26 protein-coding genes and 2 pseudogenes are annotated in these 25,807 nt (G+C 29.1%); 25 read left to right on the top strand and 3 right to left on the bottom strand.

The genetic code is table 11. From position 1 onward, the window contains the following. Positions 1–9 precede the first annotated feature (9 nt). From HMPREF9127_RS00315 to HMPREF9127_RS00240, 18 genes and pseudogenes are all read left to right on the top strand, one after another. The gene (locus HMPREF9127_RS00315; RefSeq protein WP_009447640.1) at positions 10–1,206 is read left to right on the top strand and encodes an ATP-grasp domain-containing protein; all 1,197 of its coding nucleotides are present in this window, start codon (positions 10–12) and stop codon (positions 1,204–1,206) included. 39 nt (positions 1,207–1,245) lie between these two features. Continuing rightward, positions 1,246–2,058: a sugar transferase gene (locus HMPREF9127_RS00310; protein WP_009447563.1), complete on the top strand. Its 813-nt coding sequence runs from the start codon at positions 1,246–1,248 to the stop codon at positions 2,056–2,058. 13 nt (positions 2,059–2,071) lie between these two features. Further along, entirely contained in the window at positions 2,072–2,929 is an 858-nt protein-coding gene (locus tag HMPREF9127_RS00305) for an ATP-grasp domain-containing protein (protein WP_009447596.1), read from the top strand. 50 nt (positions 2,930–2,979) lie between these two features. After that, positions 2,980–3,375 (top strand): hypothetical protein, encoded by a 396-nt coding sequence (locus HMPREF9127_RS00300; RefSeq protein ID WP_009447595.1) that lies wholly within the window; start codon positions 2,980–2,982, stop codon positions 3,373–3,375. After that, a pseudogene (locus HMPREF9127_RS09685) lies at positions 3,368–4,512 on the top strand (tyramine oxidase subunit B). The gene HMPREF9127_RS00300 and the pseudogene HMPREF9127_RS09685 overlap by 8 nt, the downstream one beginning before the upstream one ends. A 23-nt stretch (positions 4,513–4,535) precedes the next feature. Continuing rightward, positions 4,536–5,717: a sugar-transfer associated ATP-grasp domain-containing protein gene (locus tag HMPREF9127_RS00290; protein ID WP_009447599.1), complete on the top strand. Its 1,182-nt coding sequence runs from the start codon at positions 4,536–4,538 to the stop codon at positions 5,715–5,717. A 163-nt stretch (positions 5,718–5,880) separates the two neighbouring features. Further along, positions 5,881–6,285, top strand: coding sequence for a hypothetical protein (locus HMPREF9127_RS00285; protein WP_141557486.1), 405 nt, complete (start codon positions 5,881–5,883; stop codon positions 6,283–6,285). A 214-nt stretch (positions 6,286–6,499) separates the two neighbouring features. Continuing rightward, entirely contained in the window at positions 6,500–6,778 is a 279-nt protein-coding gene (locus tag HMPREF9127_RS00280; protein ID WP_039849333.1) for an O-antigen ligase family protein, read from the top strand. A 234-nt stretch (positions 6,779–7,012) separates the two neighbouring features. Beyond that, positions 7,013–8,434 carry a lipopolysaccharide biosynthesis protein gene (locus HMPREF9127_RS00270; RefSeq protein WP_009447612.1) on the top strand — a complete coding sequence of 474 codons (1,422 nt, stop codon included), beginning with the start codon at positions 7,013–7,015 and terminating at the stop codon, positions 8,432–8,434. Positions 8,435–8,453: 19 nt separating this feature from the next. Next, positions 8,454–8,630 carry a hypothetical protein gene (locus tag HMPREF9127_RS08145; protein WP_176604720.1) on the top strand — a complete coding sequence of 59 codons (177 nt, stop codon included), beginning with the start codon at positions 8,454–8,456 and terminating at the stop codon, positions 8,628–8,630. 128 nt (positions 8,631–8,758) lie between these two features. Continuing rightward, complete coding sequence (locus HMPREF9127_RS00265) at positions 8,759–9,421, top strand: hypothetical protein (protein WP_141557485.1); 663 nt, start codon at positions 8,759–8,761, stop codon at positions 9,419–9,421. Positions 9,422–9,462: 41 nt separating this feature from the next. Then, complete coding sequence (rfbA, locus tag HMPREF9127_RS00260; RefSeq protein WP_009447671.1) at positions 9,463–10,332, top strand: glucose-1-phosphate thymidylyltransferase RfbA; 870 nt, start codon at positions 9,463–9,465, stop codon at positions 10,330–10,332. Positions 10,333–10,522: 190 nt separating this feature from the next. Then, entirely contained in the window at positions 10,523–11,203 is a 681-nt protein-coding gene (locus HMPREF9127_RS00255) for a response regulator transcription factor (protein WP_009447592.1), read from the top strand. Next, positions 11,193–11,561: a hypothetical protein gene (locus tag HMPREF9127_RS00250; RefSeq protein ID WP_009447676.1), complete on the top strand. Its 369-nt coding sequence runs from the start codon at positions 11,193–11,195 to the stop codon at positions 11,559–11,561. Before HMPREF9127_RS00255 ends, HMPREF9127_RS00250 begins: the two co-directional genes overlap by 11 nt. 13 nt (positions 11,562–11,574) lie before the next feature. After that, positions 11,575–11,988, top strand: a complete 414-nt coding sequence (locus HMPREF9127_RS07400; RefSeq protein ID WP_009447601.1) for a histidine kinase dimerization/phospho-acceptor domain-containing protein — start codon at positions 11,575–11,577, stop codon at positions 11,986–11,988. Between the two features lie 38 nt (positions 11,989–12,026). Continuing rightward, positions 12,027–12,404, top strand: coding sequence for an ATP-binding protein (locus tag HMPREF9127_RS07395; RefSeq protein ID WP_009447681.1), 378 nt, complete (start codon positions 12,027–12,029; stop codon positions 12,402–12,404). A gap of 837 nt (positions 12,405–13,241) precedes the next feature. Further along, positions 13,242–13,508 carry a hypothetical protein gene (locus HMPREF9127_RS08560; protein ID WP_255261648.1) on the top strand — a complete coding sequence of 89 codons (267 nt, stop codon included), beginning with the start codon at positions 13,242–13,244 and terminating at the stop codon, positions 13,506–13,508. Continuing rightward, entirely contained in the window at positions 13,484–14,626 is a 1,143-nt protein-coding gene (locus HMPREF9127_RS00240) for a carbohydrate-binding domain-containing protein (protein ID WP_482197899.1), read from the top strand. Before HMPREF9127_RS08560 ends, HMPREF9127_RS00240 begins: the two co-directional genes overlap by 25 nt. A gap of 113 nt (positions 14,627–14,739) precedes the next feature. On the opposite strand, the gene HMPREF9127_RS00235 is transcribed toward HMPREF9127_RS00240, so the two are convergent. From HMPREF9127_RS00235 to HMPREF9127_RS08285, 3 genes are all read right to left on the bottom strand, one after another. Continuing rightward, positions 14,740–15,144: a GNAT family N-acetyltransferase gene (locus HMPREF9127_RS00235; protein ID WP_009447679.1), complete on the bottom strand. Its 405-nt coding sequence runs from the start codon at positions 15,142–15,144 to the stop codon at positions 14,740–14,742. 127 nt (positions 15,145–15,271) lie between these two features. After that, positions 15,272–15,799 carry an aminotransferase-like domain-containing protein gene (locus HMPREF9127_RS08290; protein WP_218015485.1) on the bottom strand — a complete coding sequence of 176 codons (528 nt, stop codon included), beginning with the start codon at positions 15,797–15,799 and terminating at the stop codon, positions 15,272–15,274. A gap of 26 nt (positions 15,800–15,825) precedes the next feature. Beyond that, positions 15,826–16,473, bottom strand: coding sequence for an aminotransferase-like domain-containing protein (locus tag HMPREF9127_RS08285; RefSeq protein WP_255261647.1), 648 nt, complete (start codon positions 16,471–16,473; stop codon positions 15,826–15,828). Positions 16,474–16,568: 95 nt separating this feature from the next. Between HMPREF9127_RS08285 and HMPREF9127_RS00225 the strand changes: the two genes are divergently transcribed. The 7 genes and pseudogenes from HMPREF9127_RS00225 to HMPREF9127_RS09680 all read left to right on the top strand — a co-directional run. Further along, the gene (locus HMPREF9127_RS00225) at positions 16,569–17,120 is read left to right on the top strand and encodes an ECF transporter S component (protein WP_009447577.1); all 552 of its coding nucleotides are present in this window, start codon (positions 16,569–16,571) and stop codon (positions 17,118–17,120) included. Then, entirely contained in the window at positions 17,121–17,696 is a 576-nt protein-coding gene (locus HMPREF9127_RS00220; protein WP_009447615.1) for a bifunctional hydroxymethylpyrimidine kinase/phosphomethylpyrimidine kinase, read from the top strand. 1,895 nt (positions 17,697–19,591) lie between these two features. Beyond that, positions 19,592–19,885: a hypothetical protein gene (locus HMPREF9127_RS00215; protein ID WP_009447562.1), complete on the top strand. Its 294-nt coding sequence runs from the start codon at positions 19,592–19,594 to the stop codon at positions 19,883–19,885. Between the two features lie 12 nt (positions 19,886–19,897). After that, positions 19,898–20,203 (top strand): annotated as a pseudogene (locus HMPREF9127_RS00210) (thioredoxin domain-containing protein); the annotation flags it as partial. Further along, a complete protein-coding gene (locus HMPREF9127_RS00205; RefSeq protein ID WP_009447696.1) occupies positions 20,193–20,885 on the top strand; it encodes a cytochrome c biogenesis CcdA family protein in 693 nt (230 codons plus the stop codon). The pseudogene HMPREF9127_RS00210 and the gene HMPREF9127_RS00205, both read left to right, overlap by 11 nt. Before the next feature lie 251 nt (positions 20,886–21,136). Continuing rightward, positions 21,137–25,408, top strand: a complete 4,272-nt coding sequence (locus HMPREF9127_RS08140; protein WP_009447686.1) for a Cna B-type domain-containing protein — start codon at positions 21,137–21,139, stop codon at positions 25,406–25,408. Beyond that, a partial coding sequence (locus tag HMPREF9127_RS09680) for a Cna B-type domain-containing protein (RefSeq protein WP_141557493.1) occupies positions 25,404–25,807 on the top strand: 404 nt, incomplete at its 3' end. The genes HMPREF9127_RS08140 and HMPREF9127_RS09680, both read left to right, overlap by 5 nt.

The following is a 25,807-nucleotide window of genomic DNA, read 5'->3' as shown; positions in this document are numbered from 1 at the left end:
GGAGTTTTTATGAAAAAATTATTACTTTTAGGAGGATCAAGTTATTTGATTCCTGCTATAAAAGCAGCACAGAATTTAGGGGTATATGTAATAACTTGTGATTATTTACCGGATAATATTGCTCATAAATATTCAAATGAGTATCACAATGTTAGTATTGTAGATAAAGAAGCTGTTTTAAAATTAGCTAGGAAGCTTAAAATTGATGGTATAATGTCATTTGCTACCGATCCGGGTGTAGTTGTTGCAAGTTATGTTGCAACTGAATTGGGTCTTTCTACAAGTCCTTATGAATCTATTGAAATATTGCAAAACAAGGGGAAATTTAGAAAATTTTTAGAAAAAAATAATTTCAATGTTCCAAAATCAGAAACTTATAAAAATTATGAAGAGGCCATTAATAATATAGAGAAATTTGAACTTCCTATAATTGTAAAACCTGTGGATTCTGCAGGCAGTAAAGGAGTTATAAGAGTTAATAATTTAGAAGATTTTAAAGAGGCTTTTGAATATGCATTTAAATATTCAGCATCAGGAGAAATTATAGTTGAAGAATTTATAGAAAAATTAGGATTTTCAAGTGATACAGATAGTTTTTCCGTTGATGGAAATTTGGTTTTTTGCTCGTTCAACGATCAATTGTTTGATGAGAAGGCAGATAATCCATATACTCCTTCAGCTTATATTTGGCCATCCAGTATGACTATTGAAATGCAGAAAGAATTAGAATTCGAATTACAAAGATTGATGAAACTTTTGAATCTGAAATCATCAATTTATAATATTGAAACTCGCATTGGTAAAAATGGAAAACCATATATAATGGAATGTACTCCAAGAGCGGGTGGAAACAGATTGGCGGAAATTCTTAAATTATCAACTGGACAAGATATCATTACAGCATCAGTTAAAGCATCTTTAGGAATGAAAATTGAAGGATTGACTAAACCAAAATATGATGGATTTTGGGGAGAACTAATTTTACACAGTAACGAAAGTGGTATTTTTCAAGAGTTGATTATTGATAAAGTTGTAAAAGAAGCCATTGTAGAAGTTGATTTGTGGATTTCTAAAGGCGACTTTGTAAATTCTTTCACAGGAGCAAATGAAACTATCGGTACTGTTATAATAAATTGTAAAACTAAGGAAGAATTGGAAAGAATTGTCAGAAATTCACAAAATCTTATAAAAATATCGGTAAAGTAATTTAGGAGTTTTTATGGAAAAGGAAAAGATTATATTGATTTGGGTGACGTAGAAGGGATACCCCATCAATTATTATTTGATGCTGTTGCTAAAGTTATTTCTGAAGATACTATTAATATTGTAAATAAAAATGATAAAATAGTAATTTCAAAAGATACCTTTTATACAAGGTATATAAAACGTGTGTTAGATATAATAGTTTCAGGAACGGTTCTTTTGCTTGTTTTACCAATAAATTTTATTTTAATGATATTAACTTATTTTGATGTAGGTTTACCTATAATTTTTAAACAGGTAAGAATAGGAAAAGATGGAAAATTATTTAATTTGGTTAAATTTCGTAATATGACTAATGAAAAAAATGAGTTAGGAGAGTTGTTACCACCTGATCAAAGAGTTACCAAATTAGGAAAATTTGTTAGGAAAACTTCGTTGGATGAATTAATTAATTTTTGGAGTGTCTTTAAAGGGGATATGTCCATAATTGGCCCCAGACCTTTGGCTATTCAATATAATAGTCGTTATAGCGAGAGACATAAAAAAAGAACTGCCGTTAAGCCTGGTCTAGAATGTCCTAGAATACATAATACAAAATATGGGAATACTTGGACAGGACAATTTGAAAATGATATTTACTATGTTGAAAATGTAAGTTTTATGCTTGATTTAAAAATGTGTTTTGCACTTATTTCTATGGTTTTTAATAAGAAAAATAGTAATATGAGAGGGGCTGCCAATAGAGGAAGTTTTATTGGTTATAATAAAGATGGAAGTAGTATAAATTCTAGAAAAGTTTCAAGATATTATTTCGATTTAGCTATTAAAGAAATCAATGAAAATCTTAACATATAGGAGATAGATAAAATTGGAAAATATATATAAAAATTTAGATGGGAAAAAATTACTTATTTTAGGAGCTACAAGACAACATAGTGAGATAGTAAAAGAATCACAAAGCTTAGGAATTAAGACTTATGTTGCAGATTATTACGAAAACTCCCCGGCAAAAAAAATTGCAGATAAAAGTTTTTTAGTCAGTGCAATAGATGTTGAAAAACTGGTTTCTATATGTAAAGAAGAAAATATAGACGGAATATTTACCGGATATAATGATATGTTGCTTCCTTATAATCAGGAAATATGTAATATCCTGAATAAACCGTTTTGTGGAAATAAAGAAAATATAAATACTTGTATAGATAAAGAATTATTCAAGAAATCTTGTGTAAAATCAGGGGTTCCGATAGTTCCTTGGATTTCTGTAAATAAAGAAAATTATTTAGAAAAGATTGATGAAATAGAACTTCCTGTTGTTGTAAAGCCGGCGGATTATAGCGGTTCTAAAGGTGTTTACAAATGTTTTAAAAAAGAGGACTTAAAATCTAATATTGAAGAAGCTTTTACTTATTCTAAAGTTGGAAAAGTTTTAATAGAAAAGTTAATGGAAGTTGATAAAGAATTCAGTGTGTATTATATGATATATAATGGTGTTGCCTATTTAAGTGCAATGGGTGATAGATATGTAAAAGTTACCGACCCTAATATTGCACCTTCCGGACTTGGGATGTTATATCCGTCAGTATATTTGGATGAATGGATTGAGAATATGGACAAACATATTAGAAAATTCATTTCAGATAATAATATGAAGGATGGTTTTGTTTTTTTCAAGGATTTTACGATAATGGAAAATTTTATATTCACGAAACGGGTTATAGATTAAATGGTGGATATACTTATGGAATTATTGAGCATTTTTCAGGATATAATCAAATGCATCAACTAATTAAATATTCTTTAACAGGAGAAATGGATGTTGAATTACTTGAAAAGAGCAATCCGTATTTTGAGGGATTTGGAATGATTGTTACAATTTCCCTAACAAATGGGAAAATTTCACATATAGGCGGAATTGATGAAATCGAAAAAAACAGCGGACTTTTGAAGTTTAATTTGCTCCATACAATAGGCGATGAAATAAATGTTAGAGGAACAACTGAACAAGTTTTAGCTTATGTTTTATGTGCTACTGAGAATAAAGAAAAATTGGATGAAGTAATAAATTTAATGAAAGAAAAACTTGTAGTTTTAGATGAAAATGGTAATAATATGATTATGGAAATTATCAATCCGATGAAGCTAAAAATTAAGGAGAAAATTAATGGATAATGGTAGAATAGATTTTTTATATTTAAATGAAGACGATATGATAAAAGCCGGAGTTCGTGATATGAAAGGCTGTATTGAAACTATGGATGAAACTTTTAGATTGCTTCACAAAGGTGATTACAGAATGGGTGGAGATGATGCCAATGAACATGGCATAAGAGTTTCATTTCCTAAAGAATCTGAGATAGAAGGAATGCCGCTTAGTGCTCCCGATTATAGATTTATGGCTATGCCCGCATATTTAGGTGGTAAATATCATATGTTCGGAATTAAGTCTTACGGTTCAAATCCTAATAATAGAAATTTGGATTTACCACGTTCTATTTTGATGATGTCTTTAATGGATGTTGTTACAGGAGCGCCCATTGCGTATATGTCTGCAAATATTTTAAGTTCTATGAGAACCGGAGCAGTTGCAGGACTGGGAGTAAAATATTTAAGTAAAAAAGATCCGAAAATTTTGAGTATTATCGGACCGGGAACTATGAGTATTTACTCTTTAGATGCATTTCTTGAGGTTAAACCAAGTATTTCTACAATTAAAATTAAAGGTAGAGGAAAAGAAAAATAGAGTCATTTATAAATTATGTTAAAGAAAAATATCCCAATATAAAGGAATTTATTGTTTGTAATTCTATTGAAGAGGCTTGTAAAGATTCCGATATTATATATTTTGGAACTACCAATGCAAAGAATTTTAACGATAATCCATATATAAATGAAAGTTGGATAAAAAAAGGTGCATTGATAATAAGTGCATCTGCTCTTTTGGTAGATTCGGATTTTATTTCAAACAAGCCGGCTGTTAGAGCTGTTGCGGATAATTATAAGATGTATTCCGGTTGGGGTTCAGGCAGAGAACTTCCAACACAAAAGACAGTTTCTACATTATTGGGAATGGCTTTTTATGATGCTGTTTGTGAAAATAAAATTTTAAGAGAAGATATTATTGATCTTGGTGCTATAATTTGTGGAGAAGAAGTTGGTCGTGAAAATGAAGATCAAATTTTAATTTATGCCGTTGGAGGAATGCCGATAGAAGATGTTGCTTGGGGATATGAATGTTATCAAAAAGCTATAGAAAATAATATAGGAACTAAGTTAAATCTTTGGGATTCATTGAATTCAATGAGATAAAATTATTTTTAAAGGAGAAAATTTTGAATAAAGGTGAATTATGTAATATAGTTCGTAAGTGTTATCCTAAAGTCTTTGGGATTAGAAAAGCACTTCAAAGACTGAAAATAAAAAGATTGGATAATAAACTTTTATCTAAAGATATAATAAAAAAGTGTGAAGAAGATGAAAACTTCAAAAAAATTACAGTAGAAAAATATCTTAAAGAATGTGGCAGTTCATTTAAACATATAATTGATGAAATGGAAATTATGATAAAAAAAGTTTCTGATTATAAAGATATTGAAGATAAAGAATCTTTAAGGAATGATATGATTTTTTGCAGATTAGCCTATGGTTTTTTGCCTTCCGAATATGTCGGTTTTAGATTGGAAGGGAAGAGTTATGGTGAAAAAAAGGAGTTTGTTTCTGATATAGATACTTTTAAGTTTGGATATTCAGTAAATGATATTACCAAACTTCAATATGTGATTAATAAAGCAGATAGTTTTAAACAATTTTCAAAGTATTTTAAAAGGGATATTTTAATTTTTAATAGACATACAAAATTGGAAGATTTTAAAAATTTTATAGATAAGCATAAAATTTTTGTAAAGAAGAAAATAAATTCTGCTCAAGGAAATAATATTGAATTAATAAATATGGAAAATATTAACATTGAAGAATATTTTAATAAAGAGAAGAATACCGGCAAATTTTTGTTGGAAGAATTGGTTGTTCAATCAGAAGAAATGGCAAGATTTAATGCTTCAAGTGTGAATACTATAAGATGTATGACTATGGTAATGAAAGATGGGACTGTAGAAGTTCCATATTGTTTTATGAGAACAGGAAGAGATGGTTCTTTTGTTGATAATGGAGGTGCCGGCGGGATTATTATTGGTGTTGATGAAAAAACAGGGATAGTAAATACTGACGGTTTTGATGAATATAAAAATGTTTATACTGAGCATCCCGATACCAAAATTAAATTTAAAGGTAGTGAAATTCCAAAATGGAAAGAAATGTTGGATATTTGTAAAAGCATTGCTAAAGATGTACAAGGTATGGGTTTTTTGTCTTGGGATATGGCTTATACATCTAAGGGTTGGGTTGTAATTGAAGTCAATGGAATTGGACAACTTATAGGTCCGCAAATTGTAATGCAAAGAGGAATAAAATCTGAAATTGATGAACTTGTAAAAAGAATGAATTTAGTAATTTAAGGATATTTGGAAAAGGAGGAAATTATGATAAATAAAAAGCTTGTTTATATAAGTGATGAAAACTTAATTAATTTTTCATTTATTGTATATTTTGCTAATCCTTTTTTTATATCATTTTTTCTTTTTTAAAGATACCGAATACGATAAGTGTTTTTTTACACTTTTGATGATTTATGTTCCGATATTTATATTGTTTTTTGTAGATTCAAAAAAATATTTAAAAGCAGATTTTGCTATATTATATATATTTTTAATATTATTTTTTGGAATTACATGGCTATTTCATCCTGAATATACACCATACTATTTAAAAAGAGAATACGGTATTTGGGATACAGTTTTTTTTCCTACACATGGAATTTATACTTATTTATTTGTTAGAATGGTCAATAATCCAAATAAAATGTTAAGGAATATAAAGATTTCAGGTTGTTTAATGTTTTTTTATTTTTTAAATGAAATTTATTTATATACTCAAAGAGGTTTCTGGTATGGAGTTGTCGGTAGTAACGGACAGGCTAAGATGAGCTATAGTGTTTCATTTGGATATCAATTGTTATTTTTTTAATAGCTTTTTTATATTCTTCCTTTAAATATAAGAAAACATCGGATATCCTTATAACTATGGGATTTGTAGTAATGTTATTTATTGGGGGCTCCAGAGGACCTTTTATATTTATAATAACTTTTATTATTATGTATTGGCTTTTAGAATTTTCAAATCGTAATAATTTTTTAAAATATAAAAATAAGTTAATTGTATTTTTTCAATTGGATCTGTTTTGTATTATTTTAGAAATAATATTTTAGTTTTTATTTCAAATCAAATAAATATGATCGGTTTTTCGTCGAGATTTATAGATAAAATTTTACTTGGAACAATATCGAGCGATAGTGGAAGGTCTATAATTTGGGGAAGAACAATTGAAATGATAAAACAAAATCCGCTTGGATATGGAGGCATGGGAACTAGACATATTATTACTGATATAATTTTTGCAGGATATCCTCATTCAGTTATATTGGAAATTTTAGTTGATTTTGGAGTTTTTTTGGTTTAATAATATTGAGTTTATTTTTATAAATATTTTAATTATGTTTTTTAACAAAAATAGAAAAGAGTGGAGAGGAATATTTTTAATATTTCTGTCTTCTTCATTCTGTTTATTTTTATCTTTAAGTTATTGGAATAATAATGCCTTTTGGGGAACTATAGGTATAATGGTTGGTTGTTATCTGGAAACAAGAAAAAAGCGTAATTATAAACATTTCAGTTTACAGTTAGGGGAATAGTCTTGGAAGAAAATAAAGGAAAGAGTGGGAATATAGTAGCAAAAGCAGGAATATGGTACACTATATGCAATTTTATATTTAGAGGGATGGCTTTTATTACTACTCCTATTTTTACAAGATTGCTTACAAAGTCTGAAGTTGGAAGTTTCAGTAATATGACATCTTGGATTAGTATATTAAGCGTACTTACTGCATTAGATTTACATTCTTCAATAATACGTTCAAAATTGGAACATGAAGATGATATAGATAGTTATATTTGGTCTATTTTATCAATGACTACATTTGTTACCATAATTTTATATATTATTGTTTTTGTATTTCAAGGTTTTTTTATAAACTTATTTCAAATGGAAATGAAATATATAAATATTATGTTTATATATTTATTGGTTTATCCTGCATACTTAATGTTAATTACAAAACAAAGAGCATTTTTTAAATATAAATTTTTTGTTGTACTAACAGGGATTTCCATAGTAGTTTCAACTTTTTTGTCTTTAGTGTTGGTTTTATTTATGAATGACAAATTGTTGGGAAGATTTGTTGGAACATATATTCCACAAATTATTATCGGAATAATAATTTATATTTATTTGGTATATATTGGTAAAAAGATAAAATTTAAGTATTGGAAATATGCAACGGTTATTTGTTTGCCTCTTGTTCCACATGTATTGTCAATTTATCTTTTAAGTGCATCTGATAAAGTTATAATAACCAAAATTAGCGGAGCTGAATATACGGCTATTTATAGTATTGCCTATAGTTGTTATAATATAGTTACAATTTTATATGATTCTATGAATAAAGCATGGGCTCCATGGTTACTTGAATCCTTGCATTATGAAAAATATTCAGAAATTAAAAAAGTTTCAAAAATATATATAGGAATATTTTTTATTATAAGTACAGGGGTGCTTATGGTAGTTCCTGAACTTATTTATATTTTAGGAGGAAAGCAGTATATGGCAGCAGTTTACTGTCTACCACCTCTTATAACCAGTTGTGTTTTTGAATTCATTTATACAATGTATGTAAATATAGAGTTTTATAAAAAGAGAACAATTAGTGTTGCAGTAGCTACTATCATTGCAACGATTTTAAATATAATACTTAATTTTATATTTATTCCAATGTTGCCTGAATATGGATATATCATTGCCGCATATACAACATTGGTAGGATATGCTGTTTTGTTTGTTTTACATTATTATTTGGTAAAATTTATGAAAATGCAATTTGTTTATGATATAAAATATATACTTGTTGTATTAATTACATTTACAACTCTTTCATTTATATTTAATTTGGTTTATAAAATGCTATTTATTAGATATTTTATAATTATTTTTTACGGAATTGGCATATTATATTTCGCATATAAAAATAAATCAAAAGTATTAGAGATTTTGAAAAGATAGAAAATTTTTAGGAGGGTATATGAAAGAAATCGGTGGATATTTAGAATTTGAACATTTTAAAAGTTTTGATTTTCACAAAGCACCTAAAAATTTAAATGTTGTAAAATTAAATAGCGGTCGTTCTGCACTTGCTTATTTGATTAGGGCTAGATGGATAAAAAAATATTATTACCATATTTTAATTGTGATTCTATAACAAAAATTTGCAAAGAGTATAATGTAAAAATGAGGTTTTATAATATTAATAAAAATTTTTTACCATTGAATATAGAGTTACAAGATGGAGAGTATTTTTATCTTATTAATTTTTATGGGCAGATATCTTTGAAAAATATTGAATTTTTTATTGAAAAATATAAAAATAGAATTATTATTGACAATGCTCAAGCATTTTTTAATGAACCTTTGGAAAATTCAGATACTATATATACCTTTAGAAAATTTTTTGGAGTATCCGACGGAGCTGTTTTGTATACAGATACTGTGTTGGAAGAAGATTTAGAAATTGATAAATCTTATGATAAAATGAATTTTTTACTCGGAAGATTTGAGAATTCAAGTACGGAATTTTATTCGGATTTTGTCAAAAATAATGAAAGATTTGAAACTGAAGGAATAAAATATATATCAAAATTAACTGAGAATATACTTTATTCTTTAAATTTTAGAGAGATAGAAAATATTAGAACGGATAATTTTAAATATATACATAGTAAACTATCAAGCATAAATGAGTTGGATATTAGATTAGTAAAGGGAGCTTTTTCTTATCCCTTATTGATTGATAATAAAAAGTATAAATTATCTTCAGAAAATTTAAAAAAAGAATTAATAAAAGAAAAATTTTTATTCCAACTCTTTGGCCTAATGTTTTGCAGGAATGTAGCGAGGAAATGTTGGAATTTGTATTTGCAAGAGATATTTTGCCAATACCTGTTGATCAACGTTATAATTTTGATGATATGGATTATATTTTTAATAATATAAAATTTTTATTAGCTTTATAATATATTATTTTAGGAGGATTTATGAAAGGAATAATTTTAGCAGGGGGAGCGGGAACTAGGCTATATCCTATAACTAAATCAATATCAAAGCAGATATTGCCTATTTATGATAAACCTATGATTTACTATCCCTTATCAACATTGATGTTAGCCGGAATTAAAGAAATTTTGATAATTTCAACTGAAAGAGATTTACCTTTTTATCAAGAACTTTTAGAGGACGGTTCAGATTATGGTTTGTCTATAAGCTATATGGTTCAAAAAGAACCGAATGGAATTGCAGAAGCATTTATATTGGGAGAGGAATTTATCGGAGATGATAAAGTTTGTCTTGTTCTAGGGGATAATGTATTTTATGGAAGAGGTTTTTCTTATGTTTTACAAAAATCAGCTTCATTAGATGAAGGTGCAGAAATTTTTGGATACTATGTAAAAAATCCTAGCGAATTTGGGGTTGTTGAGTTTGATGAAAATCATAAAGTTGTCGGATTGGAAGAAAAACCTAAAGATCCAAAATCAAATTATGCTATTCCGGGTTTATATTTCTATGATAATGATGTAATTGAAATTGCAAAGAAAATTAAACCTTCAAAAAGAGGAGAGTTGGAAATAACTTCAGTTAATGAGGAATACTTAAAAAGAGGAAAACTAAAAGTAAACCTTTTAGGAAGGGGGATGTCTTGGCTTGATACAGGAACTCACGAAGGGTTAATTGAGGCAGGTAATTTTGTTCATACTGTACAAAAAAGAGCCGGTTTATATATATCTTGCATAGAGGAAATAGCTTTTAGAATGGGCTATATAGATAAAGAACAGCTTTTAAAATTGGCACAACAACTTTTGAAAAGTGATTATGGAGAATATTTAATCAGAATTGCAAATGAAAAATAAAAATTCATTTTATTCATTTGACAATTAGTCATATTACTTGACTGGATATTATATAAAAACAGGATACAGAAGAGTAAAAAGATAAAAGTGAGATGTTAAATCTCATTTTTTTGTACTTGATTTTAAGTTGTTTTAAGGTTATACTGTTATAGTATAAATATGTTATAGTATATAAATACGGGGTGATTTTATGAGAATTTTAATTTGTGAAGATGAAATTGATTTAGCAGATGGACTTTCTGCTATTTTGAAAGGAAATAAATATTCAGTTGATGTTGTTTATGACGGCGAGGAAGCACTTACTTATTTGGAAGCTGAAAATTATGATGCCGTTGTTTTAGATATTATGATGCCAAAGGTTGATGGAATTACAGTTTTAAAAACTATAAGGGAACAGGGAAACAGTATTCCGGTTATTATGCTTACTGCAAAGTCAGAACTTGATGATAAGATTGTTGGACTTGATAGTGGTGCGGATGATTATCTTACTAAGCCTTTTGAAGTTAAAGAGCTTCTTGCAAGACTTAGAGCTATAACTAGAAGAAAAGAAAATATTACGGATAATGTTTTGACATTTGGAAATATTACTTTGAATAGAACGACTTTTGAATTATCTTCTGCAAAAGGTAGTTATAAACTTACAAATAAGGAATTTCAAATGCTTGAAATGCTTATGTCAACACCTTCAAATATAATTTCTGCAGATACTTTTATGGATAAAATCTGGGGTTATGATACGGATTCCGACATAAGTGTTGTTTGGGTTTATATTTCATATTTAAGAAAAAAACTTGCAAAGTTGGAAGCCAATGCAGAAATTAAAGTAACCAGAAATGTAGGCTATTCTTTGGAGGCTATAAATGGAAATTAAACTTAGAAAAAAGTTTATCTATTTTTCAGTTGGAATTATATCGATTGTAGTTTTGTCAATAATGGCTTTTGTCAATATTGCAAACTTTTATAATATTAATCACAGCTCTGACGAATTGCTTAAGACATTGGTAGAAAACAATGGAGTTATGCCAAGTTTTGCAGTAATTAATGAAAATTCGGATGAAAAAAAGACACTCTATCTTAAAAACTTTTCTAACAGATTTTTTACTGTTAAGACTGACAATAAGAAAAATGTAGTAACAGTTAATACTGATGATGTTTTTTTACAAGTGCATCTGAAGCGGTTGAATATGCCAAAACTGTCTTGGCAAAGGGAAAACAAGTGGATATTATAAGGGCTTTAAATATATGGTTGAAAATACGGACAAGGGAAAATTAATTGCCTTTGTAGATGTTGTAAAGGATTATGACGTCTTTTATTCAAATCTTGGAAACAGTGTTGTAATCAGTGTTTTCGTTTTAGGATTTGTTGCTCTTTTTTCATTTGTTCTATCTAAAAAGGCGGTCGCACCGATGGTTCAGGCTTATGAAAAGCAAAATGCTTTTATCACCGATGCAAGTCATGAGTTAAAAACTCCACTAGCCATAATAAAGACAAGTGCCGATGTACTTGAAATGGAAAGTGGAGAAAGTAAATGGACGGGTAATATTCACAAGCAGGTAAATAGATTAAATGGTCTTATTGGAAATTTAATCTCTCTTACAAAACTTGAAGAGTCCGATAATCTTGAAAAGATGGATTTTCCTTTTCAGATGTATTAACCGATTGTGTTACGGATGTTAAAGACTATGCTTTAAGTATGGATAAAGATATTATTACAGATATTGAATCAGGAATTTCGTTTAAGGGAAATGAAAAGTTAATTAGACAGGTTATAGGAATTTTACTCGACAACGCTATAAAATATGCAAGAGAAAAAAGTGATATAAATGTAAAACTTATAAAACAAAACAAAAGAATTGTATTTACAGTTGAAAATGAAGCGGATAATTTAGAAGTCAAGAATTATAATGTATTATTCGAAAGATTTTACAGAGCAGATAGTTCAAGAAATAGTAAAACCGGTGGATATGGAATAGGTCTTTCCATAGCCCAATCAATAGTTTTAAAACATAAGGGAAAAATTTCTGCAGACAGTTTTGACGGAGAAAGAATTATTTTTACAGTTAAATTTTAAAAATTAAAGAATATAAGAGCTGTTATTAAATTAATAGCTCTTTTTTGTGTTTTATTTTATATAATTTTAAATAATTTTTAAATTTTTCGAATTTTTAATACTTTTTGAAGTTTTATTTAATTTTAACGTCTAGCTCTTAAACAAAGGTATTTTCTGTATACGTCATCTTGAGCGAAGTGCAACGGAGTCGAAAGATCTCATACTTTTGCTTTAGCAAAAGTAAATGTATCGTAGATACATAAAAAAAGTATATTTTTATTTCTTTCAGAAATATTATTGTTTGCGAACAAACAATAATTGAGATCTCCAGAGTCATTGTACACAATGACTCCGTCAGCCCTACTTTTGTTTACAAGTAAACAAAGTTAGGGCTAGATTGACTTCGTTGCACTTCGCTCGAGATGACGTGTTGGGGGTATTTCTCTTCAAAGTGCTAAGACGTGAAACATTTTGTTTTCTATGAAATTTTAATAATAATCTTTGAATTTTTTTACTTTTAACGTCTAGCTCTTAATCGAAGATTTCTCCAAATACGTCATTTCGACCGAAACGAAGCATAGCTGAGTGTGGTGGAGAAATCTCATTTGATTGTTTACTTGTAAACAATCAACAATCTACTGTGGAGATCTCACACTTTTGCTTATGTAAAAGCAAAAGTGAAATGTATCGTAGATACATCCGCTATGTAAATCTTTTTAATCGTTTTTTATTTTTATTTTACTCAAAAAATTCTAAAACAAAAATATATTTAAGGTTAATCAAAGGTTTCTTTTGTAAAATATAATTACAAAATAAGTAAAAAGTTTAATTGTATTGAAATAGAATTAAGGAGGACATATGAAAGCTAATAAATTGGTAGTTGAATTATTCAGCTTGGCGATATTGTCCGGTTGTTTGATATCTTGTAGTAAAACTACTAAAGAAGCCAATACACAGTCGATGCAAAATATGAAGATTAATAAAACGAATTCAAATGCTAAGTCAAATATTTTTTCAGATGATGATTACGATGCAATGGTTGATGAAAATAATAGTACAGTTTTGAATTTAAGTGATATTTCAAATATAAAAGGGAAAATATTAGTGTTTCAGGAAATGTTGTAACAATTTCTTCAGGTGGAACTTATATTTTAACCGGTAAACTTGATGAAGGACAGATTGTAGTTAATGCAAAAAGTGATGATAAAGTTAGACTTGTTTTTAAGGGAGTGGAGATTTCTTCTTCAAAGGGAAATTTAATTTTAGTTGAAAATGCAAAAAAGACTATTATTACTCTTGCTTCTGATAGTAATAATAAATTAGAACTAAAGGGAAACTTTAGTAAAGATGACAATAATGATTCAGTTATTTTTTCAAAAAGTGATTTGAGTTTTAATGGTACGGGAATTTTAAATCTCCTTTCACCTTATGGTAGAGGAATTGTATCTCAAGATAAAGTTGTATTTGTAGATGGAAAATATACGATGGATACTGCAGGAAATACTATAAGTGCAAAAAATTCTGTAGCAATAGCTGATGGTAAATACGATATCAAAGCGGGAGAAAAAGGTACAGGCTTAAAAGTGCGAGGTAATGAAAAAAAAGGCACAGTATTTATTGCAAATGGAAAATTAGATATTTCAGCGGGTAAAGACGGTATAAATTCAAACTCAAATGTTACAATAAATAATGGGAAAATAAATATTAAGAGTGAAGAAAATGGTATTGAAAGCGAAAATATAGACATAAGAGGCGGAAACACAAGGGTTGTTTCGAAAGATGATGGCATAATTACAAGTAGCGAGAAAAATACCGAAATGGATTCTCTTTTTATACGAATAGTAGGAGGAAAGGTTAGTATTCACTCTAAAAATAATGGACTTAACTCTAAAGGAGATATTTCCATTTCCGGAGGAGAAACTTTTGTTGAGAGCTCAAATAATGATGATAAATCAGCAATAAATTATGGAGGCTCTGCAAAAATAACCGGAGGAACATTTATCGCAACCGGTAATGGTTCAACGACCAAGACTTTTGGAGATTCTTCAACTCAAGGAAGTATTTTAATGAGTTTTTCTAAAAAAACTAAAGAAAATCTTAAAGTTTTAGATGAAAACGGAAAAACTCTAGCGGAATATAAACCAAAATCAGAATATAAGTCCGTTATAGTAAGTACAAAAGATATTAAAGAATATAAAAATATAAATTGGTGGCAGGAGAACAGACTTTGGATCTTTTATTAGATAAAATTAACTATAAATCTGCCGAACTTGTTGAAAAATAATTGAAATAGATGGAAAGAGTAACTGATGAATATAAAAGCTGTGAGAAAATCACAGCTTTTATATTGAAAAAATTATCTGATATAAGAAATTATATCTTTTTCTTCAATTTTTATCATTCCCACAGATTTATAAAATTCATTATCTCTAATATCATGAATATCTGTAAAAAGACAAAAACTCCTAACATCTTTATATTTTTCAGAAACCGCCTTAAACAGCTTTGTTCCAATTCCCTGTCTATAATAATTGGAATCTACAATTAAGTCTTGAATAAGAAGTATATGTTCGCCATCTCCTACACAACGGATAAAGCCGACTAATTTACTGTTATCGAAAGCACCTAAAAGATAAATTGAATTTTCAAAAGCTCTTTTTAGTTTTTCGTCATCTTTTAGGTAGGCTGACCAGTTTGCAGATTTAAAGATTCTCTTAATATCTTCAAAGTATTCATTAAAATCAAATTCTCTTAATTCCATATATCCTCCTAAATCTCTAAAAATAATTTTACTCCTTCTTTCAGTTTTTCTTCACTAAGTGTTGCAAAACCTAATAAAATAGAAGGAATTTCTCTTTTTGTTCCATAAGAGCCAAATCCATAGACTTTTATCTTTTTTCTTTCGCTTTTTTTACAATATATTCTTCCGAGTAATTTTTAGGATATTCTAAAACTATATGAAGTCCGGCATCCGCCCCTCTTATTGTGATATCTTTTCTTTCACTTAACATATCAATTAATAATTGTCTTTTTTTAGAATAAATTTTTCTCATTCTGTTTAAATGTTTTTCAAATTCTCCAGTCTCTATAAAAACGGTAAGCATTTTTTGAACCATAATTGAAACAGGACAGATAAAGAATTTAAAAATTTTATTGTATTTTTCAACCAAGTTAAAAGGGAGAACCATAAAGCTCACTCTAAAACTAGGAGAGATTGACTTTGAAAAAGAGCCGATATAAATTACCTTATCATTTACATCGATTGATTTTAATGCGGGAACAGGTCTTTTTGAGTATTTGAATTCGCTGTCGTAGTCGTCCTCAATTACATATTTTATCTTTTTCATATTCAAAAGCTCAACACGCCTTTGCATATTCATTATAACTCCGGTTGGAAATTGATGTGCAGGAGTTATAACACAAAAATCCGATTTTGACTTTTTTAATTTTTTAAATCCATTCCATTTTCGTCAACTGAAATAAATTCGTATTTTATATCATTTGTATCCATTATATTGGAAAGCATACTGTATCCCGGGTCTTCGATTCCGAATTTTCCTGAAATTAATTTAAAAATAATTTGAAAAAGATATTCGGATCCGCTTGAAATGACAATTTGTGAAGGTTCTGCCTTAAAACCTCTTGACTTATTTAGATATTCCGATATCTGTGTTCGAAGTGGAAGATATCCCTGATAATCAACTTTCTCTAAAATATCTTTATTATCAAAAATATTGGAAGAAATTTTTTTAAATACCTTATAGGGAAATTCATCACTTACACCGCTGTATGAAAAGTCGTATTCAATATTTTCTTCTTCCTTTGTTATGTGGATTGGTTTGTTATTTAGAACATAAAGCTCTCCAACGTCTGAAACGAAAAAGCCCTGTCTTTCTTTTGAATAAATAAAGCCTTCTTCCAAAAGTTTTGAATAGGCATTGTCAACAGTATTTAAGGAAATTTTATATTCCTTTGCCAAATTTCTTTTGCTCGGAAGTTTTGTATTTGCCTTGTAAGTACCATTTATTATTTCGTTTTTGAAATATTCATATATTTGCATATAAAGTATGCCGTTATTTAATACTAACATTCTGACACCATAAAAAAATATTATTTTGATACTACAAACAGTATCAATAGATGTATTATACTATATTTAATTAAATTAATCAAAGGAGCATTTATATGGAAAGGAAATTAAGTATTAAAAAAATAACTTTAATAGGAGTAATGGCGGCAGTTGTTTTTGTTGCATCACAAATTCAAATTCAAATACCGCTTGGAGCAAGTGCAACTAGAGTACATATCGGAAACGGATTTTGTCTGTTATGTGGTTTACTATTAGGGCCTCTTGCAGGCGGACTTTCAGCAGGTTTGGGATCAGCAATTTTTGACCTTATTAATCCTATTTATTTACCATCTGCACCATTTACATTTACATTCAAGTTCTTAATGGCTTTTATCTGTGGAAAAATCGCTTATTCTAATGGAGCAAATGCCGAAAACTTTAAGAAAAACTTAATCGGTTCAATTACAGGAGCAGTTACTTATGTAATTTTATATTTAACAAAAAGTTATATAACGGATATATATGTTAAGGGATTGCCTCAAGCGGGAGCAATTGCAAAAGGAGTACAAAGGCTTTGGGCTTCAACAACTAATGCGGTTGTAGGTGTAATAATTGCTGTATTATTGGTAAAGGCTTTAAAACCAATTTTAAAAAAGGCTATAAGATAGATGAAAATTTTAGTTTTTAATGACTACTGTGTTGTTGGAAATATGGCATTAAAGGCAAATATTTCTGTATTATCACAAAATGGTCACGAGGTTTTTGGGCTTCCAACAAAAATATTTTCTTCAAATATGAGTTATAAAGATTATATAAGTTTTGCTATGCCAAATTTTTCTGAAATTGCTAAAAAAATCTTTGAAATTAAAAAAGTTGATGCTATTTATATCGGATTTATTGACAATGAAGAAACTTTTAGAATAATAAAAGATATTTTACAAAAATTTAAAGGAAAAGTAATTTTAGACACAATACTTGGGGATAATGGTGTAAAGTATTCCGGAACAACAACTGAACAAATAACTTTTTACAAAGAACTTTTGAAATTTGCAGATGTTGTAACTCCAAATTTAACGGAAGCAATGTTGCTTACCAATTATAACAAAAATTTCTCTGAAATCGAAAGAGAAGATGTGGAAAAAATAGCAAAAAATCTTCTTGAAATGGGAGTAAAACGAATTATTATAAAAAGTTTTGAAAAAATAATATACTTAATACCTTATATTTTTCTGAAAATACAATAAAATGGTTTGAAAGTAAAAAATAGATATAAAAATATGTGGAACGGGAGATGTATTTTCTTCACTTGTAACATCTGAGTTAGTAAAGGGAGAAAAATTAGAAAACTCCATACAAAAAATTCAAACTCTATTATTTGAAAATATCATAAAACAAGAAAAACAAGATGGATTAAATGAAATACAATTAGAAAACTTTAAAATAGGCGTATAGCCTATTTTTTGTTGTAAAAATCACAAAATTTTAATTAAATTTAGGTTTTTTACAGTGTATGTATCTGCGATACATTTACTTTTTCTAAAGAAAAAGTATGAGATTTCTCCACTTCACTCAGCACACTTCGTTTCGGTCGAAATGACGTATAAGGCAAATAGCTTTGTTTCAGAGCTTGACGTTAAAAGTAAACAAACTTCAAATTTTAAAAGAAATATTTTAAAAAATATAAAATGTATCAAAAAATTATTGAAAATATTATATAAAAATAAAATACTTCACGTCATAGCACAATGTAGAGAAAAGCCCCCAACACGTCATCTCGACTGAAATGAGTGAAACGAATGAAGTGGAGAGATCTCCTAAGGCTCCGTGCTAGCAAATAAAAGTAGTTCTAAAGAAGTACTCGTATCATTTAATATAAATATTTTAGAAATCTTCTAAAGCTTGGAAATGACGATATTTATCATTTTATGTATCTGCGATACATTTACTTTTTCTAAAGAAAAAGTATGAGATTTCTCCACTTCACTCAGCACGCTTCGTTTCGGTCGAAATGACGTATAAGGCAAATAGCTTTGTTTCAGAGCAAGACGTTAACAGTAAACAAACTTCAAATTATCTTTATAAATATATTAGAAAAAATAAAAATCTACATCATAGTATTTTAAAATTATATAAAAAACAAAATAACTCACGTCATAGTACTTTGCGAAGAGATATCCCCAATACGTCATCTCGACCGAAATGAGTGAAACGAATGAAGTGGAGAGATCTCATAAAGCTCGGTGATTATATATGTAATGATTGTAGTTGACTATACTTTAATCAAAAGAATAAGATTTTCAGAGTAATTGTATCAATACTACAATGACTCTGGAGATCTCCTAAGGCTCTGTGCTAGCAAATAAAAGTAGTTCTAAATAAGTACTTGTATCATTTGATATAAATATTTTAGAAATCTTCTAAAGCTTGGAAATGACAATATTTATCATTTTATGTATCTGCGATACATTTACTTTTTCTAAAGAAAAAGTATGAGATTTCTCCACTTCACTCAGCACGCTTCGTTTCGGTCGAAATGACATATAAGGCAAATAGCTTTGTTTCAGAGCTTGACGTTAAAAGTAAATAAACTTCAAATTATCTTTATAAATATATTAGAAAAATAAAAATCTACATCATAGTATTTTAAAATTATATAAAAAACAAAATAACTCACGTCATAGTACTTTGCGAAGAGATATCCCCAATACGTCATCTCGACCGAAATGAGTGAAACGAATGAAGTGGAGAGATCTCATAAAGCTCGGTGATTATATATGTAATGATTGTAGTTGACTATACTTTAATAAAAAAATGAGATTTCCAGAGTAATTGTATCTAAACATACATTACCCCATCAGACCTACTATTGCTCGTAAACAAGCAAAGTTAGGGCTAGATTCATCTCGCTAACGCTTCAGTCAAAACGACGTATCAAAGAAGAATCTTTGTTTAATGGCTAGATGTTAAAAGGAAATAAACTTTAAAAATAAAAAATGACTAAAAAACAATAAAATTTCTACAGTCAAATGTACTAATTTTAAAGAAAATAGAAATTTATTTACCACGCTTCTTATTGATTATGATTATTTATTTTTATTATAGGGTATAATTCTATCAAAATCTATAAGGAGAGAGAATTATGAAAAAGAAAATTATTGCACTGGGTTCAGTCTTAATATTAGTTTTTGGAATTTTCATTTTTAAAAATTTTTATGTAAAATCCAAAAATAATGAAAATGAAAAATCCAAAAATAATACAATTACTGAAAACAAGTCTAAAGATACAGATTCAAAAAAAGAATCTAATAATAAAGAAGACTCAAATAAGAATAAAGAATCTTCAAAAGATTCAAATTCAGACGAAAAATTAACTTTAGAAAGTCTAAAAAGTCAAAAAAAGGTTATGGTTTTGGATTTCAGCCAAAACGGCTGAGGCGCTTGTGCTGTTCAGCACCCGGTTTTGGAAAAACTGAGAGAAGAATATAAAGATAGGGTAATCATAAAAACTATTGACATTAGAAAACAAAGAGAATTTGCTTCACAATTTCCTATAAGAGCAACACCTACATTGTTCTACTTTAATGCAGATGGAACTCCTTTTGAAGCTTCAGAAACTCTGGCAAAAAAAATAAGCTATGTTGCCTATGAAGATAAAAAGTCCGGTGAATTAAAATTTGGTGGTTCTGAAGGTGTGGTTAAATATGATGAGTTAAAAGAAGTAATTGAGGAGATGTTAAAAAATGTTAAATAATTTAGAGAGCGTAATTGGGGAAAGCTTAAAATCATTTAGTATTTTTGCTCCTATTCTAGCGTTACTTGGGGGAATATTAACTTCAATTTCACCTTGTTCACTAGCTTCTATTCCTTTAATCATAGGTTTTATGACCGGAACTAAAGAAGATGATACTAAAAGAGCTTTTAAAATTTCAGTTGTTTTTGCCATCGGAATGGCAATAACTTATACTACACTTGGGGTTTTAGCTGCTCTACTTAGTAAAATTTTTAATCAATCCGGACAACTTTGGAATATATTTTTAGGGATTGTAATGATTTTAATGGCATTACAAACTTGGGAAGTAATAAATGTAGTCCCAAGTAAAATCTTGACTAATAAAAGCAAAAAGACAGGATATATAGGAGCTTTAATTGTCGGAATAATGGCAGGACTGTTTTCAAGTCCCTGTTCAACACCGATTTTAGTTGCATTACTTGCAATTGTTGCCTCAAAGGGAAGTTTACTTTGGGGAGTATTACTATTTTTACTTTATTCAATAGGAAATAGTATTTTAGTAATTGTTGCAGGAACAAGCACGGGATTTGTAGGCAAAGTGATGTCAAATAAATCTTATGGAAAAATTTCAGATATTGTAAAAATTGCATTTGGAATAATAATTTTACTTATAGGATTATATTTCCTATATCTTGGATTTTAAAAAGAAAATTTTAAACAAATATAAAGATAGAAGAACCTAATAATAAAATAGGTTCTTTTTTATGTAAGGTCTAATATTAAAGATTTTTCAAGGAAATTAAACTATTGTTGATAAAATTATTGGACAATTAGTCATAATTATGGTATAATAAAGTACAAAAAATAAAATTTCTGAGTTTTTAATTATTTTAATTATTTTAAATATTTTAAAAATTTTAAAATTTACAAAATTTTATAGGAGGGAAAAATCAGATGAGAAAAAAAGAAATTATTCACAGAGCTTTATCCTTATTTTTAGCCTGTGTAATATTTTTTGGAACAATATTTAGTAGTGGAAATTTGTTTGCGGAAGGGGTTGACCGTGTACAAACAAAAATTACAAGATTTGAAATTAAGGATAAAGATGGTAATACTATACCTTCAGGAACACCGCTTGGATATTGGAGCAAGTTTCGTTTGGAAATGGATTGGGATGCAAGTGTTTATGGGAAGACGTTAAAAGAAGGGGATTACTTTACTATTCAACTTCCTAAACAGTTTAAATTTCCTACAGAACCTGCATCAGTAGTTGATTTCCCACTTTATGCACCGGATGGTCATACTGTAATTGCTAATGCACATGTTGATTCAAAAGGCGAAGCAGGTGGTGGCACTGTAAAGGTAACTTTTACAAAATATGTAGAAAATAGAGAAAATATAAAAGGCAATATATTTTTAGAAGCCACATTTGCACATCATCATATAAATGCAGGACAGAACAATCAAATTACTGTATCGATTGGTGGGGTTCCTTTTACTATAACAGTTCCAATAGCGCCAAAACCGGGACTTAATAATGAATTATTTGTTAAATGGGGTGAAAAAGTACCCGGAGATGTAAACAAAGCAAAATGGACTCTTCGTATAAATCACAAAAAAGGACATTTCTCAAATGTGTTAATAAAAGATGAGCTCTTTGTCGATTCCGGAAATCTTCCTCCGGGAATTCATTATTTGAAAGAGACATTTGTTTTAAATGAAGTAGAGTTTGATGAATATGGTGCTATTAAGAAGTTTATAAAAACTTATAATTATGAGCAACTAAAAAATTATATAAAATTCTTAGATAATGATACTAAATTTGAGTTTAATATTAGTGGTCTTCTTGGAAACACTTCAGGAAGACAATTTTCTATGACTTATAATTCTACTTATATTCCTCAGCTTAAATTGAAAAATAAAGGTAGTTTTACAAGTACAGAAGAGAATGGTTCATCTAGTAGTTACTTTTTAAGTGCACAAGCCGGTGGTGGCGGTCAAGGTGACTTAAATCAAAAAATCAAAATTATTAAAATTGATGAAGAAGATAACACAAAAAAATTAGCTAATGCGAAATTTAGAATTACAAAAGTTGCTGATGGTACAACTTTTGATTTGACTACAGATGCTAACGGTGAAGCTGTTTCTCCAAAACTTGATCCCGGTAAGTATAAGATTAAAGAAATAGGAGCTCCTACAGGTTATATTCCTGACGGAAAAGAGTATGACTTAACTATAGTTGGAGGAGAAGCTATATTCTATACAGTTAAGAATAAAAGATCAAAAGTAAAAATTAATGTTGAGAAAGCTTGGCAAGATGCAAATGACCAAGATGGTAAAAGACCAAAAGAAATAACAGTTAAGTTACTTGCAGATGATGTAGAAACAGATAAACAACTTACTTTAAAAGCATCAGAAGGCTGGAAGGGTAGCTTTGACAATCTTGATGAATATAAAGATGGAAAGAAAATAAAATATACAATAAAGGAACTTTCAGTTGGAGAAGGTTATACTAGTGTTATTTCAGGTTCAGCTGAAAACGGGTTCAAAGTAACAAATACGAGAGAACCTGAAAAAGTAAATATTTCAGGGGAAAAGACTTGGGAAGATAACAATGACCAAGACGGAAAGAGACCAACAAAAATAACTGTTAAGTTAATGAAAAAAGTTGGAAACGGACAACCTGTAGAAGCACAAAGACAAGAAGTCACAAAAGGTGCAGATGATAAATGGAAATATGAATTTAAGGATTTACCAAAATATGAAAATGGTAAAGAAATCACATACTCTATAGATGAAGAAGCTGTAGCAGGTTATGATAAAGTTATAACAGGAAATAACATTAAGAATACACATAAACCGGAGACTGTAGATATCTCAGGAGAAAAGACTTGGGATGATAAAGATAACCAAGATGGAAAGCGTCCAACAACAATAAAAGTTAAGTTAATGAAAAAAGTTGGAGATGCAAATCCTGTAGTTGAAAAAACAGTAGAAGTTAAAGAAGGTCCTGATAAGAAGTGGACATATGAATTTAAAAATTTACCGAAATATGAAAATGGTAAAGAAATCACTTACACTATAGATGAAGAAGATGTACCGGGTTATGACAAAGCTATAACAGGAAACAACATTAAGAATTCACATACACCGGAGACAGTAGATGTAAAAGGTGAAAAGACTTGGGATGATGCAAACAACCAAGATGGAAAGCGTCCAAAATCAATTACAGTTAAATTAATCAAACAAGTTGAAAACGGACAGCCTGTAGAGGTACAAAGAAAAGAAGTTAAAGAAGGTACTGATAAGAAGTGGACATATGAATTCAAGAATTTACCAAAATATGAAAATGGTAAGGAAATCAAATACACTATAGATGAAGAAGAAGTAACAGGCTATACAAAAACTATAGATGGAACTAACATCAAGAATTCATATACACCTGGAAAAGTAAATATTTCAGGAGAAAAGACTTGGGACGATGCGAATAACCAAGACGGAAAACGTCCAACAACAATAAAAGTTCAATTGATTAAGAAAGTTGGAGATAAAGCACCTGAAGTTGTAGAAACAAAAGAAGTTAAAGAAGGAACTGATAAGAAGTGGAAATATGAATTCAATGATTTACCAAAATATGAAGATGGTAAATTAATAACTTATTCTATAGATGAAGAAGAAGTACCTGGATATACAAAAACTATAGATGGAAATAATATTAAGAATTCATATACACCTGGAAAAACAAAAGTATCAGGAGAAAAGACTTGGGATGACAATGATAACCAAGATGGAAAGAGACCTGAAAAAATAACTGTAATCTTGAAGAAAACGGTAGATGGAAAAACAAGTGAAGTAACACGAAAAGATGTTACACCGGATACTGATGGCAAATGGAAATATGAGTTTGCAGACTTACCGTTATATGAAGGTGGAAAACCAATTGAATATAGTATAGATGAAGTTAAAGTAGATGGTTATGATAAAGTTAAATCAAGAACAACAAATGGTCCAGACTACAATTTAACAAATAAACATACACCGGAGACAGTAGATGTAAAAGGGGAAAAGACTTGGAATGATAACAACAACCAAGACGGAAAGAGACCTGAAAAAATAACTGTTAAGTTAATTAAAAAGGTTGGAGATAAAGCACCTGAAGTTGTAGAAACAAAAGAAGTCAGAGAAGGTGCTGATAAGAAGTGGACATATGAATTCAAAGGTTTACCAAGATATGAAAAAGGTACAGAAATAACTTATTCTATAGAAGAAGAAGCTGTAGCGGGTTATGTAGGAGCATTATCAGGTTATAATCTTACTAATACACATACACCGGAAACAGTAGATATCTCAGGAGAAAAGACTTGGGACGATGCAAATAACCAAGACGGAAAGAGACCAACATCAATTAAAGTTAAATTAATTAAAAAAGTTGGAGATAAAGATCCTGAAGTTGTAGAAACAAAAGAAGTTACAAAAGGTGCAGATGATAAGTGGAAGTATGAATTCAAAGGATTACCAAAATACGAAAATGGTAAAGAAATCACTTACTCTATAGATGAAGAAAAAGTAGAAGGTTATGAAAAAGAAATAACAGGCTATAACCTAAAGAACAAATACACACCCGGAAAGACATCAGTAAAAGTAACAAAGGCTTGGGAAGATAAGGATAACCAAGATGGAAAGAGACCTACAAGTGTAACAATTAAGTTATTTGCAAACGGACAACCAACTAATAAAACTATTACTTTAACAAAAGAAAATGGTTGGAAGGGAAGTTTTGACAATCTTGATGAATACAAAGACGGTAAAAAGATTGATTATTCAATTGAAGAAGAAGATATTGGAAACGGATATGCAGGTTTTATCACACAAACTTCAGAAACTGAATTCAATGTAGTTAACAAAAGAGAACCTGAAAAGACAGAAGTAGAAGGATCTAAGACTTGGGATGATAAAAATGACCAAGACGGAAAGAGACCGAAAGAAATTAAGATTAATCTGTTAAAGAATGGTAAAGTATTAGAAACAAAGACAGTAACAGAAAAAGATGGATGGAAATGGAAATTTGAAGATCTTGACAAGTATGAAAAGGGAGAAGTAATCAACTACACAATTACAGAAGAACAAGTAGAAGGTTACACAACAGAAGTAACAGGACATAATGTTAAGAATTCATACACACCTGGAAAGACATCAGTACAAGTAACAAAGGCTTGGGAAGATTAAAAATAACCAAGACGGAGTAAGACCTGCAAGTGTAACAGTTAGATTATTAGCTGACAGACAACCAACAGATAAAACTCTTACTTTAACAGAAGCAAATAACTGGACAGGAAGTTTCACAGATCTTGACGAATATAAAGCCGGAAAGAAAATAGAATATACTGTAAAAGAAGAAGCTGTAGGAAACGGATATGAAAGTAAAGTTACAGGAAGTGCAAAAGAAGGCTTTACAGTAACAAATACAAGAGAACCTGAAAAGACAGAAGTAGAAGGAAGTAAGACTTGGAAAGACAATAATAACCAAGACGGAAAGAGACCAAAAGAAATTAAGATTAATCTGTTAAAGAACGGAACTGTAGTAGAAACAAAGACAGTAACAGAAAAAGACGGTTGGAAATGGAA

Source organism: Parvimonas sp. oral taxon 393 str. F0440 (assembly GCA_000223315.2).
GTDB lineage: Bacteria > Bacillota > Clostridia > Tissierellales > Peptoniphilaceae > Parvimonas.
This window is presented reverse-complemented; position numbering and strand designations above follow the sequence as displayed.

What these genes read in the sequence shown, in the direction of transcription:
- HMPREF9127_RS00235 (WP_009447679.1), bottom strand. Translation starts at nt 15,144, where the DNA reads ATGGAATTAAGAGAATTTGATTTTAATGAATACTTTGAAGATATTAAG.
- HMPREF9127_RS07400 (WP_009447601.1), top strand. Translation starts at nt 11,575, where the DNA reads ATGGTTGAAAATACGGACAAGGGAAAATTAATTGCCTTTGTAGATGTT.
- HMPREF9127_RS00225 (WP_009447577.1), top strand. Translation starts at nt 16,569, where the DNA reads ATGGAAAGGAAATTAAGTATTAAAAAAATAACTTTAATAGGAGTAATG.
- rfbA (WP_009447671.1), top strand. Translation starts at nt 9,463, where the DNA reads ATGAAAGGAATAATTTTAGCAGGGGGAGCGGGAACTAGGCTATATCCT.
- HMPREF9127_RS00250 (WP_009447676.1), top strand. Translation starts at nt 11,193, where the DNA reads ATGGAAATTAAACTTAGAAAAAAGTTTATCTATTTTTCAGTTGGAATT.
- HMPREF9127_RS00315 (WP_009447640.1), top strand. Translation starts at nt 10, where the DNA reads ATGAAAAAATTATTACTTTTAGGAGGATCAAGTTATTTGATTCCTGCT.
- HMPREF9127_RS08145 (WP_176604720.1), top strand. Translation starts at nt 8,454, where the DNA reads ATGAAAGAAATCGGTGGATATTTAGAATTTGAACATTTTAAAAGTTTT.
- HMPREF9127_RS08560 (WP_255261648.1), top strand. Translation starts at nt 13,242, where the DNA reads ATGAAAGCTAATAAATTGGTAGTTGAATTATTCAGCTTGGCGATATTG.
- HMPREF9127_RS00205 (WP_009447696.1), top strand. Translation starts at nt 20,193, where the DNA reads ATGTTAAATAATTTAGAGAGCGTAATTGGGGAAAGCTTAAAATCATTT.
- HMPREF9127_RS00215 (WP_009447562.1), top strand. Translation starts at nt 19,592, where the DNA reads ATGAAAAAGAAAATTATTGCACTGGGTTCAGTCTTAATATTAGTTTTT.
- HMPREF9127_RS00255 (WP_009447592.1), top strand. Translation starts at nt 10,523, where the DNA reads ATGAGAATTTTAATTTGTGAAGATGAAATTGATTTAGCAGATGGACTT.
- HMPREF9127_RS08285 (WP_255261647.1), bottom strand. Translation starts at nt 16,473, where the DNA reads ATGTTAGTATTAAATAACGGCATACTTTATATGCAAATATATGAATAT.
- HMPREF9127_RS07395 (WP_009447681.1), top strand. Translation starts at nt 12,027, where the DNA reads ATGGATAAAGATATTATTACAGATATTGAATCAGGAATTTCGTTTAAG.
- HMPREF9127_RS00300 (WP_009447595.1), top strand. Translation starts at nt 2,980, where the DNA reads ATGCATCAACTAATTAAATATTCTTTAACAGGAGAAATGGATGTTGAA.
- HMPREF9127_RS08140 (WP_009447686.1), top strand. Translation starts at nt 21,137, where the DNA reads ATGAGAAAAAAAGAAATTATTCACAGAGCTTTATCCTTATTTTTAGCC.
- HMPREF9127_RS00220 (WP_009447615.1), top strand. Translation starts at nt 17,121, where the DNA reads ATGAAAATTTTAGTTTTTAATGACTACTGTGTTGTTGGAAATATGGCA.